Consider the following 17428-nt stretch of genomic DNA (forward strand, 5'->3'; position numbering starts at 1 on the left):
GGCTGCGAAGCCTCCTTTTAAATTTCAAAATCTGGTTCATAATAATCAAGCAAACAGAAATGACCATCTTCAAAAGACAGTTTAAAAACAGTGCAATTTTTTATACCTTTCTTTAATTGCTTTTTATTGTAATCACCAAAAGCGCGAATAAAGTTAGCGACAGCTGCGCCATGTGAAACGGCTAAAACGCTCTGATGATCATCCTGCTCCATTACCTGCGTTAAAGTTTCAACGACCCGTTTTTGTAATTCATTCTGACTTTCTCCGCCATAAGGTACAAAGAAATCACCGTAAGGCAAAGGCGGATTTAAAAATTCATCCATGCCTTCAAAACGCCCAAAGTTCCATTCTTTTAACCCTTTTAAACGGATATAAGGATACTGATGGTGCGTCACAATTTCGAGTGTATCACAAGCTCTTTCACTCGTTGAGCTATAACAGTGATCGAACGTGATATGGTTATCATCAAAATACTGGCTCGCCGCCTCAGCTTGCGCGATGCCTAGTGGTGTTAATGGGGAATCGCACCAGCCCTGCACTTTATGTTCGACATTAAACAAAGTCTGTCCATGTCGCATTAAATATAATATTTTCATAGAGCCCTCCTGTAAGTACAATCATCATAACATATTCACAAGATATCTATCTATTTTTACCCAAGCTGAAAGAAAGATGCGATTGTCTGACGATCCGCTTTAATAAAACCAGTAATCATTTGTGGTGAGCCGCCGCCTTTAGCGCCCTGGGTTTTTATTTGTTTAAGAAAGTCCTGCATATTCTCATGATGAGAACCGACAATATAACGGTAACCTTGCTGATCATTACCGACAAAGAAGCCGGCTTTGCCAACGCATTGATCCATCATCTTATTGACAATTGCACGCTGAATAATGGTTTCCACACCTTCTTCAAATAACAAAAGATCATGCTTAGAAGAGAGCTGTGCCACTTTTTCTTCTAACGACTGCTGCTGGAAAGCTTTGAGCTGTGATTCTAATAAACGATTTTTTTCTTCTAACTGTTTCACATAATTGACAATAGAATCCTGATTAGCTGATAACAAGGCATACATTTCATCAAGATGCGCTGCATCCTTTTGAATATACGTTAAGGCTCTTTTCCCGCAGTGCATAAAAAGACGAGTGCCGCCTTTGTAATTCATCGCCGAAATGATTTTAAAGAGGCCAATTTCTCCCGTATGTGCCACATGTGGTGCACAGCAGGCACAGACATCATAACCTTCAATCGTCACAATCCGCACTGGTTCATGAATTTCAATCTTACTGCGGTAATCTAACGCTGTGAGTTCTTCTTCTGGCACGTAGCGACAGGTAATGGGTACATTGGCATAAATCGCTTCATTGACTTGCGTCTCTAACATTGCGATTTGCGGCTTAGTAAGAGGACCATTTAAATCAACAGTCATTTCCTTTTCGCCTAAGTGAAAGCCAACGTTGTCATAACCAAAATAATGATGGGCTAAACCGGAGAAGATATGTTCTCCGGAATGATTCTGCATCTGATCAAAGCGATGCGACCAATCGATTTCGCCGGTGACCTGATCACCTGCATGAAAAGTATTTGTATCAAGATAATGCGTAATGATACCGTCTTTGATTTGCACATCTTTAACGGCAATCCCATCAATCGTACCGCGATCTGACAGCTGGCCCCCTTCTTCAGGGAAAAACATCGTCTGATCTAAGATCAGTTTTCCCTTCGCACATTCCACTACTGTGGCCGTGAAATGCGTGGCATAAGGATCCTGATCATATAATTTTACTGTTTTCATTTTGCTTCCTTCTTTGATGCTAAATAATCCGCAATGATCTGACGTTCATCCATTGGATATTTATGTCCTTTAATGTCCTGATAATCTTCATGACCTTTTCCGGCTAAGACGATGATATCGCCTTTTTCACCATGATCGATGGCATAAGCGATGGCTTCACGGCGATCAGGGATTTCAATATATTTTCCAGTTGTTTTCTTCATCCCAATTTCAATATCATGGATGATGTCCAGCGGTTCTTCAAAACGTGGATTATCGGAAGTAATAATCGTAAAATCAGCCAGTTTTCCAGCTACTTCGCCCATTTCAAAACGACGCAGCTTACTGCGGTTACCGCCGCAGCCAAATAAGACCACCAAACGGTGCGGCTGATAGTCTTTTAAAGTGGAAAGCAGACTTTCTAAAGCCATGGCATTATGGGCATAGTCAATCATCAAAGTAAAGTCATCAGAAACTTTAAACATTTCAATACGACCTTTCGCTTTCGCATGTAATAAGGCTTCCTGCATATCATCAGGATGGACATTGAAATGATGACAGATCGCCATCGCCGTTAAAGCGTTGTAAACGCTGAATTTGCCTGGGGTAGGAATTTCAATATGCATCTGCATAATTCCTTCGGTATCAAAGGCGATCCCTAATTCACCAGGTTTGGTAACTAACTGTAAGTTTTTCGCGCGTAGTGATGCGTTTTCATGAAGGCCATAGGTTTCAATACTGCAGGTATGGCCTTCAATAACAGTTTTGTAATGTTCATCATCACAGTTGACAATTCCTTTTTTACACTGTTTAAAGAGTAATCCTTTACACTGCATATATTCCTCAAAAGATGCATGTTCATGAGGGCCAATATGATCAGGAGAAATATTCGTTAAAATGCCTAATTCGAACGTAAAGCCCTGGGTGCGGTGCAGCTTTAAAGCCTGCGAAGACACTTCCATAACAACGACTTCAATGCCGGCATCGACCATTTCTTGAAAACGACGCTGTAAGACATAAGATTCGGGAGTGGTATTCACCGAAGGAATATGCTTGTCGCCAATAATCGTTTCTACGGTACCAATCAAACCCACTTTATAGCCGGCGTGCTCTAAGATGGATTTCACCATATAAGACGTTGTGGTTTTGCCTTTTGTCCCAGTAATCCCAATAACTTTTAAGGCATCGGCCGGATGACCATAATAGCTTGCCGCAATAAAAGCCATCGCATAACGGGTATCATCGACGCGAATGATGGTGACATCCGCCTGGTGATCATAATCGATATCATGTTCGACAACTAACACTTTGGCGCCCTTAGAAATAACTTCCTGAGCCGCGTCATGGGAATCAAAGTTAGCCCCAACGACACAGACGAATAATGTATTTTCGGTCACTTTACGGGAATCATAGACAACATCAGCGACCGTGATGTCGTCACTTCCCTGCTCAACGGAGTAAGATACTCCCTTTAATAATTCTTTTACATTGTACATGATTTCATCCTCACTTTTCTACGTTTCCATTATACCCAAATAATCCTTCAGACGCAAAAAACCTGAAGGATGTTCCTTCAGGTGTATTCTGAGATCCTCTTAACTCAATAGGTGTCGAAAATATTTCAAAGGGAGGATTTTAAAGGTCAGTATTTCTGACAGCTCCATCATAAGAAAATTATATGAATGGAGTATTAACACAAATGAAAAAAACAGGTTTCCCACCAACCTGTTCTCTTCTGTCGAAAATTACTTTTTAAAAGAGGTTAATATTAGTTATGACAAGAGATTTGTATCTTCTTTTCTCTTGACGAGTACACTATACAAAATAGTTACGCAAAAATCAAGTAAAAGAAACTTTTTTTCTTACTTTTTCTTTAATTGAAAAAGTGAGCGTTTTCACAGTATTATTTCAATTTCTCTAGATTAATAATAAAGTTATGATTGACAATAGAAGTATTCTTATAGTCATATACCAATATTCGAAGTTTAATCGCTTTCAAAGCCTTCTGATTCACTTTAGTGATGGGCATCGACGTATACATAATCGTATGTCCATTCAAGGTCTGGCTCCACCCGCCTTGGACATGCAGATTCTTGAGCATTGCTGTTTTGAGGGAGAAAGTAAGGGCATTATCCGTTTTATTCGCCAAGGCCAGATAAAGTATCGCCTTTTTGGTACTTTGTTTAAAGCGATAAGCAAAGAGACTTACCTGAAAACTATCTAACAGTTTCATTTTCTGGTGCGGCGCATCAATCACACTACGCTTCATCTTATGGGTTTTCAACGGATAAAGTGTTAAAGCTTTATTAAAACAGGTCACCCCACCCGCTTCTACATCACACAACAAACAGATTTGTCGTACGGCCTTGATCTGATAACGAGTAAGATCGCGGAAACGGATTTCCAGATCCTTGGTATCTTTGGCGATGAAGCGATCATAATCAAGGCTAACCATCGCCCCATTGATACTCACATCCGAGAGATAAAGACGCATAGGCTGCTTGACTTTATTCGTGATCTTAAGGGATAAGATATAGTTTCCCTTGCTCATGAAGCCATCATCCATCACCATCTTTAACCGGCTGTTATCACAAAGCACCGCCTTATGAAATGCATAATGCACCTTTTTTTGCGGTGTCTGGTGACAGCCGGTTAGGACAAGGCAAAGGATGAGTAAGAACTTTTTCATCACTCTAATCCTTTCAAAGCTTCCAGACAGGCTTTCCGATAAGGTTCACTGCTTTTTAACTGACTGTTTTCAAAGCAGTGGATCGCCGCTAAGTAGTAATCTTTATTTTGCGTCACTTCCCCTAGCAGCCGATAAGTATTACCCAATCTAAAAAAATGATAAGGGGTTGAGGCTTCATCCTGTCTTAAGGCAATCACTTTTTCAAAAAGTTCGCGGGCTTTTTCAGGATCGTTCTTTTTCAAAATCATTCCTTTATAATTGAGGCAGCTGGCATAATCCTCTAAGTAACTCTCATCACTGGTAATAAGACCTTCTAACAGTTTCTCCTGCTTTTCATAAAGCTGCATCGCTTCTTCTAAATGACCGGCTTTTAAATACGTAAAAGCTAATTTTTGTAAGATTGTAACGAGTGAGCGATCATTGTGCATCTTTTCTACAAAATGATAAACCTTTTCATAACAATCGATCGCTTGGATTAAGTGATGCGGATCATTAAAGTGTTTATGAACATTGCCTAACTTTTCTAATGCCACATAATAAGCCTGGCGATAGCGCGGCTGCTCGCTTAAGACCGCCATATGGTAATAGAATACGCGGTATTCGCGTAATGCTTCCAGATACTGTTTGAGCGATTCATAATTTTCACCTAAGTGACGATGGACAATCCCTAATGCATAACGATGCGCATCGCAGTCATCTTCGTGAAAGAGCGCCATGCGAATCTTCTTCTCCGCATTGAGATGAGCATTGGATTCCTCAATGTTTTTTAGCCGTCGTTCAATCATCCCCATGTTATGTTCGCCGACGGCCATCTCCTGATAATACTGAACATCTGGATGCTCTTCATAAAGATCAGTGACGATCTTTAAATGTTCCTGATAACAGTCTTTCGCACTTTCTAAGTCTTTCAGTTTCTCATGAATATAGCCGCATTTCTTTTCAATACGTGAGAAATCTAAAGGATGTCCTTCAATCTTATAGTGACCAGCTTCCTGGTAACAGTGTAAAGCCTGCAAAAGATGCTCTTTGCCATCAAGTTTACGATAAGCATCCCCTAAGCGATCAAGAATCAGGCCCCTCAAATCATCACTTAAAGCAATCGGCGCCTGGTGAATCTCCTGAAAGAGACTGATCGCTTCATGCAGGGATGTTTGACTATTTTCCAGCATATCCAATTCGGCAATCTGTCTTTTGGCGACTAAAAGATTGTAATAATCATGATCACTGTGAGACTGCTCATACACCTTTGCAAAGACTTCCGCTTCCTGCTTATGATAAGCATAAGCCTGGCGTAAGTCCTCTTCTTCACCTAAGGACTTATACAATCGTCCTAAGTTTTCATAAGCGCGGCCTAATTCATAGGTCGTCGTGCCCTGACGGTAATCTAACACCTCTCTAAACAAAGCCCCAGCTTCACTGGTATCTTCCTGCTTCATATACTGTAAGCCTAAGCCTTCTTTCGCATTCATTTCAATATCAGTCGCCTGCACGCTTGTGGCATAACGGATGCTTTTATTATAGGCATCAATTGCACTACGCTGGTAAAACTCACCATCCATCAGTGCATAAAAACCACCTAGTAAAAAGAGACTGCGGGCATATTCTTCAATAAATGCGGGCTGTTTGATCGCCAGATCATGAGCCCATAAAACATTTTCACTATAAATCGCATGCGCTTTTTCATAGAGATCACGATCGCCGCTATCGACATAGCGTTCTCCTAGCTGTGAGGAGACAATCAGATAATTTTTAAAATGGGATACCTTTGGATAGTCTTCAAAGAATGCTTTAAATAGCTGCATCGCTTTTTCTAATGCCGTAATCGCCTCCTGATCACTCATCAGGGCATAAGCCTTACTGATTTCATGATAAGCCACCGCCATTTCTAACCCCTGTTTTTCTAAATGGGACATCTGATAACGATTTTTGAGAATTTCAGCATCTTTTTCTAAGTAAGCAATCCCTTCACGCAGTTCTTCCTCACCATCATAACGTAAATACATTTCTCCTAACGCATGATAGGCATGGGCTAACGAAAGCGATGTTTCAACATGAGCATAACGTTTTTCATACTGATAGCTATAATTTAATTCTAAATGATAGTAAGTAATGGCTTTTTCTAAATCCTGGCGACTTTGACCATGACTGTAAAAGAGGGCAATATTGCGCAAGGCAATAATATAATTATGCTCATTATCCTGTTTAGGATCATTTGTCACAACCTGCTTTAAAAGACTTTCTTCATTTTGCAGGCAGTTTTCCATCGCTTGACGATCATTTTTTTGTTCATAGCAGCGACTTAAATCCTGATATAAAGCAGCCATTTGAATCATCAGCGCTTCATCCTGGTCGTTGGACTTTTGAAAATGTTTCTCAGCCTGAAGATAAGAGGCAATGGCCTGATCATAGCGCTGCAGCTGTCGCTCTAAATCTCCGCTTTTTTCGTGAATGATAGCTAAAAAAAGATCATCTTCCTGATTAACTATCAGAGATAAAACCTGCACATAGTAATACAAGGCCATTTCCGGATCCTTATCGCTATAGTAATCCCCAGCGATTTCATAAGCATCCGAAACCATCGTATCGACCTGTTCATGAGGAATCTTTTCCGCATATTCCAACATTTGTCGCACAATCTCCGATAAGCGTTCATGATCATGATCAAGACGCATACAGATCATGGCCTGGGCATGGAGGAAGGCAAGACATCTTTTATAATCATCAACGCTGATCGTAAAAGCATTCAGGTCTTCTTCCTGTAAATAACGATCAAAAATATCAAGATCCGCTTTCAATGCTTCATCGCCACTATTTATTATCATAAAATAAACCAAGTGCTGATGATAAATAAGCGGATAATCAAAATGCACATCATAGTTTTGGGCAATCCATTTTTCTAAATCATCAATACTGAAATAAGACAATTGATCAGTGATCTCTTCATAATGATCTTCACTATTAAGTAAACTGCCCTGGTGGACAAAAGCTTTTTCACTATAGAGATAAATATGGTCTTCTCTTTTCATAAGAATGAGGGAAACCAGCGCATACTCAGCTGTCTGATCCTGATCATCACGCATATAGAGCACGATATCATGTTCATCTTCGCCTGGTCCTTTCACCTTATTCATATCGATCACCACCTTTCTTTTATTTTATCAAATCCTTATGTGACTTACCACTTTCTTTCATCATGATAAAAAACCTGACCTTAGCCAAGTTTCATCAGTGCTTCATATTCCTGCTTGATTGCTTTCTCATCAAGGACATATTCATGGACCCGGGTTTCACTTTTTTCAGCGAGATAAGCAAGAACCTGATCATAGCCTTCTTTCGCTAACGCATAATTGCCTAATTGAAAATGGCAGTAAGCTAAGTCATGAAGTGAAACCATCAGATAATGTCTTTGTCCTTCATGATGCCCCTGACAGTAATGCAGTGCAATCTGCACGCAAGACTTGAAATAGAGGCAGGCTTCCTCTTCATCGCCTAACGCTTCTAGGACATAGCCCATATGACGCTGCGCTAAGGATAAGGAATAATGCGAAGTGATCGTACCATAACGTTCATTAAGATGTAACCGTAAGGATAAATCTTTTTGGAAATAAGACAAAGCCTCATCATATTTCTTTTGATCCATTGCCAGCCAGCCTAAGTTCATATAGGCAATGCCGCATTCCGCCTGTTTTTCATAATCATCGCTTTCCTTAGCAACCTCTAAAACAAGTGTAAGGGCATCCTGATAATAGCGCTGAGCTTGTTGATATTCCCGTAAAGCCTGATAGGCTTTCCCCAGTTTTTTATTGATAATAACGACACTAAAGCGATCTTCTAGCTGAGCCATCGTCTGCTGTTCAATCGCAAAGACTTCTAAGTAAGCTTGAATTGCCGCCTCAGGTTTTGATAACAGTAAATAGATATCACCGAGATGTTCTAAAGAGATGGTGTAAAGATCTTCATATTCACTTGATGCCTGATGTAATGTCTGGGCAATGGTATAAGCCTGTTTATAATAGGTTTGGGCTTCTAAAAGAGACGCTTTATCGCCTAACGCCTCAAAGCGGCGGCCGATCTGACGCAAAGCTACATTATAGTTATAGCCTTCTTCTAAGCCATGGCTCTGATGGTAGGCTTCTCGAAAAATATCTTTCTCAATCTGATGATAGAAGATGGACATCCGCAAACGATCGGCATCATGATCGATGCCATCCATATCTTCATTGGTATCTATTTCACTATAGAGAATACCAATCCGTTCACAAATATGTGCAAAATCATAATCGTCTACTTCATGAGCACGTTTTTTGAGATCATAAAGCGCGAGATAAAGGGCCAAGGTGTCGCTTTGAAAAGCATCACCAAGCGCTTCGTAGATACGAATAACATCATTGTAGCCAACAATCGCATTATGAATATTCTCATCGGTAGGATGATGACTTGCGACATCTTCAAGCAGATCCTTTTCACGCCGATAGGGATCTGCGCAGCGAGAAAAGTCATAGCGTTCGAGAAAAGCGCCGTAAGCCTGACATAAAATGGCTAAGTCGACGAAATCATCTTCACTTTCTTTCTGACGATAGAGCCGCTGTAAAAGCATGATGTACTGCTGATCGATTTCTTTTAACGTTTCATCATTATGTTCATCGAGAAAATAGTCAATAAGACGGGTATTAAGCAATAAATCGGCAATCTCTAACAGATGATCAAAAGCATCATCGATGACTTCATAAAGAGAAAGTAACGTAATAGGCGCTTCGAGCGCCAGCGTTTCCCGCATGCCATCTCCGCTGCCGTTAGGGCCAACCCAGACATAATCGATGCATAACTGACTTGTTTTTGGATCAAAGCTGATCATATCTAAATCCTTCTCAATGATGGGAGAAGGCTGTAAATCATTGATAAATAAGACAATCTCCATAAAATCTCCTTAGATCATGTGTAAAACAAGATAAGCTATATAACAGGCAATCATTGATGTCATCGCCACAAAGACTAACCCTTTGCCGCGATAGGCGAAAAACAAGGCGACGAGACCACCGGTTAAGGATTCAAGCAGGTTGGGCGTTGACGAGAAGATACCGGGGAATGTTAAAGCGCCTAAGGCTGCATAAGGCAAATAATGCAGGAGGCTGCGGACATAACGCGAGGTAATCTTTTTACGATAAAAGGTTAATGGGATAAAACGGGGAATATAGGAAAAGGCGGCCATACATAAGACCCCAATCATGTAATATTTCATAGTGTATCCTCCTCAATCGGAAAGAAATAAGCCCCTAAACCTGAAGCCGCCAAAATACTGATAATGAGTTTAGCCCCCGCAGTCATAAAGCTAAAAAATGGCAGATAGATAAAACAGCTGTGCATCGCCACGGCAATAGCAACAACGATCAAAACCTGGCGCGATTTCCGGCACGCCGGAACAATTAAAGCTAAAAACATTGCATAGAGAGCAATTCCCATCGCCCCCTGCACGCTGCCTGGTAAAAAGCCCATGATCATCTCGCCTGCCAGCGTCCCGCTAGCCCAGCCTAAATAAGGCAATAAAATCAGGCCAGCCATATAAGGGAAATTAAGTGTCCCCTCTTCTAAGGATGCTAAGGCAAAAGTTTCATCCGTTACGACAAAAGAAATAAGCATTCTTTTGAGCGTGCTCATCTTTTCATCAATCTTCTGCGATAGTGATAAAGACATCAGAAAATAGCGCGCATTGATCATTAATAAGGTCAATGAAATTTCAAAATAGCTCGCGTGCGAACGCATGAGTGCCACGCCGGCAAACTGACCGGATGATGTGACATTCGATAAAGAAATAAAAGTCGCTAAACCTAGCGGTAAATGGGCGTTGATACATAAGACGCCAAATGAAAAAGCCACAGGGAAATAACCGATCGCAATCGGAATCCCTCTTTTTAAACCATATTTAAAATCTTCCACATGAATCACCTAGGACAAATATATAATGGGAAAGATAATCAATCAAGAAAAAAACAGCTGATTTAAAGCTGTTTTGTATCAAAAATAGGGAGATCTTCAAAATAGTCATCAAGAATATTATCAATTTCAATCATCAGATGGCGGAAATCTTTCGCATTATAGTCATAAACGAATGTGTCGCCTTGGGCAATGGTAATGGAGACATAACGGCTGACGGGATAACTTGCTAAAAAGACATCCGCGTTGAAATCGTTCAAGACGCTTAAGATCGTATCAACCAATTCTCCATCATGGATTTCAAAAGCGGTGGCAAGCTTACTGCCGTGACGACGTTTATAGCTAAAAAGCTGATGATCTGGGGTGATTCGAATCATTTCCTGATCACAGACAATGAAAGCATCGATCACCGCATCTAAGTCCACTAAGGCCGCCTCGGGAACCAGACGATCCAGAAAAGCAATAAAGTCAGCATAATTGTCAGGATAAGCGCCGCGCCCCTGATAGACTTCATCATTGCGTGTAAGTTTCCAGGCTTCCCCGGGCTGACTTTCATCTAGATACTCATGCGCCCATGATGAGAGCTGTAAGTCTTCTAAGCGTTTCAGCTCCTGAGATGTTTCTTTAGGAGAAAGCAATCGTTCACTGATGATATGATCAAATAATTCGCCATAAACAATGTGCAGGCGATCATCGACCATTTCCAATAAAATTTCCTGATTTTGACGTTCTAATTTTGTGGTTGTAAATTTTAGTTCCATAGGCATCCTCTCTTACATCTATTGTACACAATACGAAGAATGATTGCATTAAAAAATGAAATGATTAAAAGTTCATGTACATTTCACAATTTTATGTATAATGAATAAGTGAAGGATGATGAAATATGATTTACGAAATAATACAAACACACGCCGGGGCTGATGCCCACTTTATGATCAAGGATCATGAAAACCACCTGCTGGGGGCTATTGATTATCATAAGCAAGTCTTCAAAATATCCCTCGGTGATCAGGACTTTGAATTGCGTCGCGGCTATTCTGATGCGTTAACAGAAAAACACGAAGTCAAAAAGGCGCCCTATATTATTTATGAGCACCACAAAGATGCCGGCGCTCTGTATGAAAGTACGATGCTTGATGATCAGCTGATTTTTGATCAGGTGCTTTATCATGGGCATCTTTATTCGCTCTTTGCGATTCATTTCAGTTCCCGCGATATGGCTCTTAATATTTTTGAAGGTTCTACGCAGGTGGGCCAGTTAGAATTAGAACGCCAGCTTACGAAGGATGAAATGTACACCTTCCACCTCTATGTCCAGGATGAAGATGATACCCTGAAAGCTTCGATCTTTTCGATCATGTACTACTACATGCGCTATAAAGCCAAGCCGCATCAGGATCACATTTATAAAAGCGATGAAGCCCGTGACTATGCTTATTCAAAGTACGATCCCCAGTTTATTGCGACTTTAAGCACAAAATGATTTGAAAACCGTATTATTCCCTTTCATTGAGGGTTAAAAACCTCCTGATTTTAAAGATTGTATTACAATCTCATCAGGAGGTTTTTTTATGAAATCATTACTTTACGATTTTCTTGATGCCCTTTTTGTGGTTATCACGCTATTACTTTTCGCATTATCGATCGTTTAATGGATATATTCAAAGTTAAGCTGAGCATAACCGGTCGCATCATAAGGTGTTTTAAAATGAGCGGGACAAGAAGCATAGCGACAGTTTGAAGCATCTTCCTCAAGATCCACTTCTAACTTGTCTTCTGTGATGACTTGGTGGTTTTGACTCTTCACGAGCAGATAAAGGCTCTTGCCTGGCATGAGAGTTATTTTCTGATCCGTCGTATAATTACGGCCATCTAATGACCAGCGATCGAGATACAAATCACTGATTTGTTCACAAGTGAGTCTTAACCCTTGTTTAGTCAACGTAAGCGGACCATTAAAAGCGTCACTTGTAAGAGTGAGCACATATGCCCCTTTTTGCATTGTCACATGGCTGGTAAAAGTGCCAATAGCATGGCAGGCATACATGGTGATGGCGCTGCTCTTTGGACCAATATACGTTTTCTTGCCTTCTTTACGGTATCCGGCAAACTGATAGCTGTAGCCTTGCCCGCCTTTGACCTTTTTATCGACATAACGAAAGGCTTTCGAAGCGGCTTTAATATGCGCTAATAAAGCATATTTTTTACCTTTCTTGCGATAGACATAGTATCCTTGCGGGGTGAGACCATTTTCTACCGTTCCCTTGAGTTCAATGCTCGTTGGTGTAAATTTTGTATCACTGCGCTGATACTCAAAAAATGTGGCTTTACCGACGCCGGTATAGGCTGTCGCATCGGCACTGCTGAGTTTTTTGCCTTTGTAATAAGCTGTTAAGCGATAGCGATAACGGGTATTTTTTGTCACCTGACAATCGATGTAAGAAGGTTTCTTCAGCTTAGCGAGCAGCCGGTATGAGGCCTTCCCCTTCGCTTTCTCTAAGCGATAATAAGAAGCTTTCTTAATGTTTTTCTTAACAATTTTGCCGGTAATTTTCACCTTCGTCATCGCCAAAGGCTGCGCCTTCAAGCCTAAGGTCAGATAGCTTTTCTGCCCATGAATGGGGACTACACTGCATAAAAGCATCATCATGATGAGTGTCAATTTCTTAAACATACATTTTCCTCCTCTCAACACCCTTTTCAATATCATTATATCGTAGTTAAAAAAACGATCCTATTTTTTTCAACAGCTGTAAATAAAAAAAGAGGTTGTGATAACCTCTTAAACGCGTGATGCATATTTTAATGAGACGTAAGCAGTCTTACCATGGTATGAGATCTTACCCCATTTACCATTTTGAATTGATGAAGCTTTTACTGTTGTGCCAGCTGGTAAAGCACCAACAACTGAGTGAGATACGCTAGGTCCGCTGCGAACTGTCATCGTTAACTGTAATTTATAAGAACCAGCGGCATAAGTTGTATTTGTGACAGATTCTTTGGTTGCGACAGTTCTTGATTCTGCTTTCTTGGCTGCACGATCAGCCTGCGCTTTTAATGAAGAAGCTGTGATCACACGACGACCGCCTCTGAATCTTGATCTCCAGTAACCAGCTAAGCTTGTTACCTTGACGCGAGAACGGCTGTTTGGTGCGTGAACCATTTTACCGTCACCGATATAAATACCAGCATGACCGCTAAAGAGAACGATATCACCAGCTCTTAAATTATTGTAAGAAACATAGCTTCCCTTCGATGATAATGAAGATGAAGTATTGATCCCAATGCTTGCCCCAGCCTGGTAGTAAGACCAGTTGACTAAGCCTGAGCAGTCAAAAGCACGCTGGTTTCTGTTTCTGATCTGGGCATAAGAATGACATGCTCCATAAACATAACGAGAGCCGATTCTTGATGTTGATTTCGAAACAACAGCATTTGTAGCGGCGTCAACGCTGATAATTTTTGAAGCACTTGTTACATAACCGGCAAATGGTACAACAAGAGCTGCAATTAAGGCAATAACCGCAATTAATTTTTTATGGGATGTAAATTTCTTTTTTTCATTCTGGAACTGGTTCATCATTTTTGCTTTCCTCTCATATTCTAAAATTTCGATGACTCTATTATGTCGAAGTTGGGTGCTCTTGTCAATAGGGTTTTAAGAATTTCTTAAGAAATACGTAAGATTTTTGAAAGAAATCGTTAAGAGTTTCACAAGAATTAAAAAAGATGACATCATTCGATGTCATCCGTATAAATTTCATTTTCGATCGAAATAATATCATTATAAAGCACCCGATAACGCCCTTCTAAGGTCGTATCTAAATGATAATGACCGCAGTACCATTTCTTAAAATGTAAGATATGGCTAATCCGCTCTAAAAACTCCGTCAAATCATCTGGTAAAGTATATTTAGGCAGTCGCGACTGCAGTGAAGTCGGCAGACAATGGGTTAACACATAATCAACATGATTATGATGTTTCATCAGATTAATAAGGGCCTGTTTATATTCCGTCTCATTAGGCAGTTCTCTTGCCCACCAGGATTTGCCTTCGATCCGTAAGAAACGGTCGATCGAAGTCGCCCCACCCATTGTAAAAAAAGTCTTATGTTCAATGGTAAAAATTTGACCACGCATCAGATGGTATATCGAGGGCCGGATCTGATGAGCGAGACCGCCATTAATAAAAACCGTCGGATAATCATGATAAAGACGATAGAAATTCTCATGATTGCCATCAATAAAAAGAGTGGTATACGGGGCTTCCTCAAGAAAGTCGAGCCACTCTTTTTCGGTTTCATCTTCATAGGTCTTCCAGATCAGACCGAAATCCCCGCAGATGATGACATAATCATCAGCGGTGACATGTTGCATAAAATTTTCATCAAGTAATTTTGCGATATCAATGTCACCATGGAGATCGCCGGTTATATAAATCATAAAGATCCCTCAATTATCTGTGAATAGTTTCTGAAATAGCTGCCAGCTTATCGGCAATGACGATGATAAAGCTTTCGCGATAACGCGGCAGGGATAAAGTTAATGGGAACATATGTTTCACAATCATATCCTGCTCGATGGCGCCAAGCTGATAGTCCTTCCGGGCATTAGCTAAAGCAGTCGCTGGATGGGTGAAACCATGCCACGAATGTCCTGGTTCATGCCAGTCATATAAGAAGTAATCATGCAGTAAAGCACCGCGCACAAGGGCTCTTTCATTCACTTGTAACGGTAAGACAGACGCAATTTTCAGACACATGATTGCGACATTAACGCAATGTTCATAGACTGATACATGACCATGCTGAATAAAAAGACGCTGCGACTGATAAGTTGAAGAATGTAAGATATCTTGTCCATATAATTGTACTTTATTCATTTCATGCCTCTCTTTCACCCGATATTTTACCACGCTTGCTTAAAAAGAAAAGCAAAATAAGCATCAAAAGATGCTTATTTAATCACTCTGTTTAATTTTCCATTTGCCGTATGATCGTTTAAGCTTAACCCTAATGGCAGATAGTCTTTCACATTTTCCCGATCATTTAAGGTTTTAACTTTTAGCTTATTGTTTTTCAGGGTCATCAAAGAGATTTCTTCATAGCCCATCTGCCCCATTAACATGACCATACCATTATGCTGCGGATACGCATTAAAGACACTATGACCGCAGGCGATACTGCCATCTTTGATCAGTTTATTTTTATAGCTGACCACATACATAGTCATCGATGCTTCAATTTCACCTACGACATAACATAATTCCGGCTTCCCATCATTATCGATATCATAGAGATAATAAGCGGTGACATCTTTTCCAGCAAGCAGCTTATTGTAAGCTTTCTTCATGCCTTCTGACATCGTGTATTCACTATTGAATACTTTGGAAAGACGTTTAGCACTGTCAGTCGCTTTTTTAAATTGCCCTTTTTGATAATACTGCAGGGTCTGTTTCATTAATTGACCATCATTAGTCGTAGCAATCTTATTACTATTGATGACTGCTCCGCTTCCACAGGCACTTAAACATACACAAAGCAGGATCCCTAACATCATTTTTATACGTTTCCTCATAACTATCATCTACTTTCTACACTTCTATTATAAAAAGAAGATTTGTTTTTTAAAAGGACATTTTTCTTATTATTTCCTTAAAAAATTCTAAAGTAAATCTTAAAAAGAAGAATGGACATGATCCATTCTTCTTAGTCTAATTCAGGAGCTAATTTTGCCATTAAAGCATCTTTAGGCATGAAACCGATTAACTGTGAAGCAGCCTCACCATCTTTGAATAAAATCATGTTTGGAATTGACTGAACACCATAAGCACCAGCGATTTCTGGATAGTCATCAACATTGATCTGAGCCACAACTAAGCCTTTATCATTATTGTTGTTTAAATCTTCTAAAACTGGATGCATCATTTTGCATGGACCACACCAGTCGGCATAGAAATCTACTAAGACTAAGTGATTTGAAGAGATTGTGTTTTTAAATGTTTCGTTTGTTAATTTTTCCATATTTATTACCTCGTTTCTTTATTACATCTCCTATTGTACTGATATTTGTATTTTGTGCAATTGATTTGCTTCTAATTTAAATAAGCCTGAATCGCTAAGGTTATTAAGCCCGCATCAAAGTAGGTGCCGATATTTTTTATGACCTCAACATCCGGCTGCATCACTTCTGGAATATTTTCCAAGTGGTGGACAAATTCCAGATGGTCTAAGACCAGTGAGTGAATCAAAACCTTCTCTGGATTCAATAAGAGAATAACACGCTGCAAAGAGTCTTTTAAATAGGTAACCGCATTACCCATCTCATTTGTATGATAATACTTTAATTCTCCAGTCATGCCATTACGGCCTTTATAAAGCTGCTTATTAATAATGATCCCGACACCAATATCAATATTGTTTGGCTGATAGATCAGCACTGCATCATCAATATCACCATGTTCACTAATATAACCAATGACCGCCGCATTGGCATCATTTTCAATCGCAGCTTTAATAGGGAAACGCGCTTCCAGCAAAGCCTTCAGATTCATGTTATCCATATAGCTGATGGCACCTGGGAAAACTGTCCCATTATTAACCGGGGCTGTAACCGAAATGCCTAACGTTTTAATGAGTGGATCTTTTTCTAAGAATTTTTTAATTTCATTGATTAAGGCATCTAAACGCTCATCCATATCTTCGATAAAATCATCCGCAACCACTTCATGGTGGAGATTGAAACTCTTAAATTCATAGAAAGAATAACGCTGGACATGATACATTTCGATCGTTGCCACATGAAAAAGATCTGGATTGATCTGATAGGTATTCAAACGTTCACTTTTGCCTTCCGTAACCTGTCCTTCACTAATCAGTCTTTTAAGACACTTACTAACGGTAAACTTTGCATAACCGGTCGCTTTCGCTAAAGAATCCCTGGTATAAATCTTACCATCGTAAAGCTGTTCTAAGACAGTCTGCAAAGCTGTTTTGGGGTTTTTATACATTTGTCTTCACCTCGTTGAAATTTTA

The 17428-nt window shown here is 40.1% G+C and carries 17 protein-coding genes; 1 reads left to right on the forward strand and 16 read right to left on the reverse strand.

From position 1 onward, the window contains the following. Positions 1 to 17: 17 nt before the first annotated feature. The 9 genes from SG0102_RS13750 to SG0102_RS13790 form a co-directional block, all read right to left on the reverse strand. Entirely contained in the window at positions 18 to 596 is a 579-nt protein-coding gene (locus tag SG0102_RS13750; RefSeq protein ID WP_125120463.1) for a histidine phosphatase family protein, read from the reverse strand. A 56-nt stretch (positions 597 to 652) separates the two neighbouring features. Continuing rightward, positions 653 to 1792: an alanyl-tRNA editing protein gene (locus SG0102_RS13755; RefSeq protein ID WP_125120464.1), complete on the reverse strand. Its 1140-nt coding sequence runs from the start codon at positions 1790 to 1792 to the stop codon at positions 653 to 655. Continuing rightward, positions 1789 to 3267: a UDP-N-acetylmuramoyl-L-alanyl-D-glutamate--2,6-diaminopimelate ligase gene (locus tag SG0102_RS13760; RefSeq protein ID WP_125120465.1), complete on the reverse strand. Its 1479-nt coding sequence runs from the start codon at positions 3265 to 3267 to the stop codon at positions 1789 to 1791. The genes SG0102_RS13755 and SG0102_RS13760 overlap by 4 nt, the downstream gene beginning before the upstream one ends. 407 nt (positions 3268 to 3674) lie before the next feature. Further along, positions 3675 to 4460, reverse strand: coding sequence for a hypothetical protein (locus SG0102_RS13765; protein ID WP_125120466.1), 786 nt, complete (start codon positions 4458 to 4460; stop codon positions 3675 to 3677). Then, entirely contained in the window at positions 4460 to 7591 is a 3132-nt protein-coding gene (locus SG0102_RS13770) for a tetratricopeptide repeat protein (RefSeq protein ID WP_125120467.1), read from the reverse strand. The genes SG0102_RS13765 and SG0102_RS13770 overlap by 1 nt, the downstream gene beginning before the upstream one ends. Positions 7592 to 7671: 80 nt before the next feature. Further along, positions 7672 to 9378 carry a tetratricopeptide repeat protein gene (locus tag SG0102_RS13775; protein WP_125120468.1) on the reverse strand — a complete coding sequence of 569 codons (1707 nt, stop codon included), beginning with the start codon at positions 9376 to 9378 and terminating at the stop codon, positions 7672 to 7674. 9 nt (positions 9379 to 9387) lie between these two features. Beyond that, positions 9388 to 9699 (reverse strand): AzlD domain-containing protein, encoded by a 312-nt coding sequence (locus SG0102_RS13780; protein ID WP_125120469.1) that lies wholly within the window; start codon positions 9697 to 9699, stop codon positions 9388 to 9390. Continuing rightward, positions 9696 to 10394, reverse strand: coding sequence for an AzlC family ABC transporter permease (locus SG0102_RS13785; RefSeq protein WP_125120470.1), 699 nt, complete (start codon positions 10392 to 10394; stop codon positions 9696 to 9698). The genes SG0102_RS13780 and SG0102_RS13785 overlap by 4 nt, the downstream gene beginning before the upstream one ends. 62 nt (positions 10395 to 10456) lie before the next feature. Then, the gene (locus SG0102_RS13790; protein WP_125120471.1) at positions 10457 to 11152 is read right to left on the reverse strand and encodes a hypothetical protein; all 696 of its coding nucleotides are present in this window, start codon (positions 11150 to 11152) and stop codon (positions 10457 to 10459) included. Positions 11153 to 11277: 125 nt separating this feature from the next. Here SG0102_RS13790 and SG0102_RS13795 point away from each other — a divergent pair, with 125 nt between their 5' ends. Continuing rightward, positions 11278 to 11877, forward strand: coding sequence for a hypothetical protein (locus tag SG0102_RS13795; protein WP_125120472.1), 600 nt, complete (start codon positions 11278 to 11280; stop codon positions 11875 to 11877). 165 nt (positions 11878 to 12042) lie between these two features. On the opposite strand, the gene SG0102_RS13800 is transcribed toward SG0102_RS13795, so the two are convergent. The 7 genes from SG0102_RS13800 to SG0102_RS13830 form a co-directional block, all read right to left on the reverse strand. Further along, positions 12043 to 13068 carry a fibronectin type III domain-containing protein gene (locus SG0102_RS13800; RefSeq protein ID WP_125120473.1) on the reverse strand — a complete coding sequence of 342 codons (1026 nt, stop codon included), beginning with the start codon at positions 13066 to 13068 and terminating at the stop codon, positions 12043 to 12045. A gap of 108 nt (positions 13069 to 13176) precedes the next feature. Continuing rightward, positions 13177 to 13977, reverse strand: coding sequence for an NlpC/P60 family protein (locus SG0102_RS13805; RefSeq protein WP_125120474.1), 801 nt, complete (start codon positions 13975 to 13977; stop codon positions 13177 to 13179). 152 nt (positions 13978 to 14129) lie between these two features. Continuing rightward, positions 14130 to 14837, reverse strand: coding sequence for a metallophosphoesterase (locus tag SG0102_RS13810; RefSeq protein WP_125120475.1), 708 nt, complete (start codon positions 14835 to 14837; stop codon positions 14130 to 14132). 13 nt (positions 14838 to 14850) lie between these two features. Beyond that, positions 14851 to 15276, reverse strand: a complete 426-nt coding sequence (locus SG0102_RS13815; RefSeq protein WP_125120476.1) for an HD domain-containing protein — start codon at positions 15274 to 15276, stop codon at positions 14851 to 14853. Between the two features lie 74 nt (positions 15277 to 15350). Next, the gene (locus SG0102_RS13820) at positions 15351 to 15971 is read right to left on the reverse strand and encodes an outer membrane protein assembly factor BamD (RefSeq protein WP_125120477.1); all 621 of its coding nucleotides are present in this window, start codon (positions 15969 to 15971) and stop codon (positions 15351 to 15353) included. A 131-nt stretch (positions 15972 to 16102) separates the two neighbouring features. Then, positions 16103 to 16417, reverse strand: coding sequence for a thioredoxin (gene trxA / locus SG0102_RS13825; RefSeq protein ID WP_125120478.1), 315 nt, complete (start codon positions 16415 to 16417; stop codon positions 16103 to 16105). Positions 16418 to 16488: 71 nt separating this feature from the next. Beyond that, complete coding sequence (locus tag SG0102_RS13830) at positions 16489 to 17403, reverse strand: ROK family transcriptional regulator (protein ID WP_125120479.1); 915 nt, start codon at positions 17401 to 17403, stop codon at positions 16489 to 16491. Positions 17404 to 17428 lie beyond the last annotated feature (25 nt).

This window comes from Intestinibaculum porci (assembly GCF_003925875.1).
Lineage (GTDB): Bacteria > Bacillota_I > Bacilli_A > Erysipelotrichales > Coprobacillaceae > Intestinibaculum > Intestinibaculum porci.

Bases quoted from the DNA above. Each gene is read 5' to 3' on its own strand.
- SG0102_RS13750 (WP_125120463.1), bottom strand. From the start codon at position 596: ATGAAAATATTATATTTAATGCGACATGGACAGACTTTGTTTAATGTC.
- SG0102_RS13755 (WP_125120464.1), bottom strand. From the start codon at position 1,792: ATGAAAACAGTAAAATTATATGATCAGGATCCTTATGCCACGCATTTC.
- SG0102_RS13760 (WP_125120465.1), bottom strand. From the start codon at position 3,267: ATGTACAATGTAAAAGAATTATTAAAGGGAGTATCTTACTCCGTTGAG.
- SG0102_RS13765 (WP_125120466.1), bottom strand. From the start codon at position 4,460: ATGAAAAAGTTCTTACTCATCCTTTGCCTTGTCCTAACCGGCTGTCAC.
- SG0102_RS13770 (WP_125120467.1), bottom strand. From the start codon at position 7,591: ATGAATAAGGTGAAAGGACCAGGCGAAGATGAACATGATATCGTGCTC.
- SG0102_RS13775 (WP_125120468.1), bottom strand. From the start codon at position 9,378: ATGGAGATTGTCTTATTTATCAATGATTTACAGCCTTCTCCCATCATT.
- SG0102_RS13780 (WP_125120469.1), bottom strand. From the start codon at position 9,699: ATGAAATATTACATGATTGGGGTCTTATGTATGGCCGCCTTTTCCTAT.
- SG0102_RS13790 (WP_125120471.1), bottom strand. From the start codon at position 11,152: ATGGAACTAAAATTTACAACCACAAAATTAGAACGTCAAAATCAGGAA.
- SG0102_RS13795 (WP_125120472.1), top strand. From the start codon at position 11,278: ATGATTTACGAAATAATACAAACACACGCCGGGGCTGATGCCCACTTT.
- SG0102_RS13800 (WP_125120473.1), bottom strand. From the start codon at position 13,068: ATGTTTAAGAAATTGACACTCATCATGATGATGCTTTTATGCAGTGTA.
- SG0102_RS13805 (WP_125120474.1), bottom strand. From the start codon at position 13,977: ATGATGAACCAGTTCCAGAATGAAAAAAAGAAATTTACATCCCATAAA.
- SG0102_RS13810 (WP_125120475.1), bottom strand. From the start codon at position 14,837: ATGATTTATATAACCGGCGATCTCCATGGTGACATTGATATCGCAAAA.
- SG0102_RS13815 (WP_125120476.1), bottom strand. From the start codon at position 15,276: ATGAATAAAGTACAATTATATGGACAAGATATCTTACATTCTTCAACT.
- SG0102_RS13820 (WP_125120477.1), bottom strand. From the start codon at position 15,971: ATGAGGAAACGTATAAAAATGATGTTAGGGATCCTGCTTTGTGTATGT.
- trxA (WP_125120478.1), bottom strand. From the start codon at position 16,417: ATGGAAAAATTAACAAACGAAACATTTAAAAACACAATCTCTTCAAAT.
- SG0102_RS13830 (WP_125120479.1), bottom strand. From the start codon at position 17,403: ATGTATAAAAACCCCAAAACAGCTTTGCAGACTGTCTTAGAACAGCTT.